The organism is Bradyrhizobium sp. NBAIM08, from assembly GCF_020193935.1.
Lineage (GTDB): Bacteria > Pseudomonadota > Alphaproteobacteria > Rhizobiales > Xanthobacteraceae > Bradyrhizobium > Bradyrhizobium yuanmingense.
Genome location: NZ_JADYVR010000991.1, coordinates 1 through 401, shown reverse-complemented (window position 1 = coordinate 401; position 401 = coordinate 1). Strand labels below are relative to the sequence as shown.

Genomic DNA, 401 nt, shown 5'->3' with positions numbered 1-401 from the left:
ACGACCACTTCGGCGACACCCCGGTGGGCGAGCTCGTGCAGCCAGAGGAGGGCGAGCTCGGTCGAGACGACGTCGCCGCCGCGCCGGCCATGCCCGGGGACGAGCGTGATCGACGTGCGAAGCGGCACGCCGGCACAGCGCTCGCGCAGCAGCTCGATGCGCTGCCACGGATCCTCGCCGCGCGCGACGCATTGCTGCAATGTCGCCGCCGAGGCGATCTCGATCGCCGAGGGACGCGCGGCCGCGAGGCGCGGGGCGACGGCGAGCGCCATCGGCGTCGTCATCGCGCCGGCCCAGCGCGCGCTCTGGCCGTCGCTCAGGCTGACGTCGGTCCAGCGTGTTGCGGGCTTGCTCATGCCTGCGCGGCGCCGGCCGCCTGCTCGTTCCTGGCCGCCAGGGCC

1 protein-coding gene is annotated in these 401 nt (G+C 75.3%); it reads right to left on the bottom strand.

Going from position 1 to position 401, the window contains the following annotated elements; genetic code table 11:
* The coding region (locus tag I6F37_RS43090; RefSeq protein WP_225154844.1) for a hypothetical protein at nt 1–356 on the bottom strand (356 nt) is incomplete at its 3' end.
* Nucleotides 357–401: the final 45 nt, after the last annotated feature.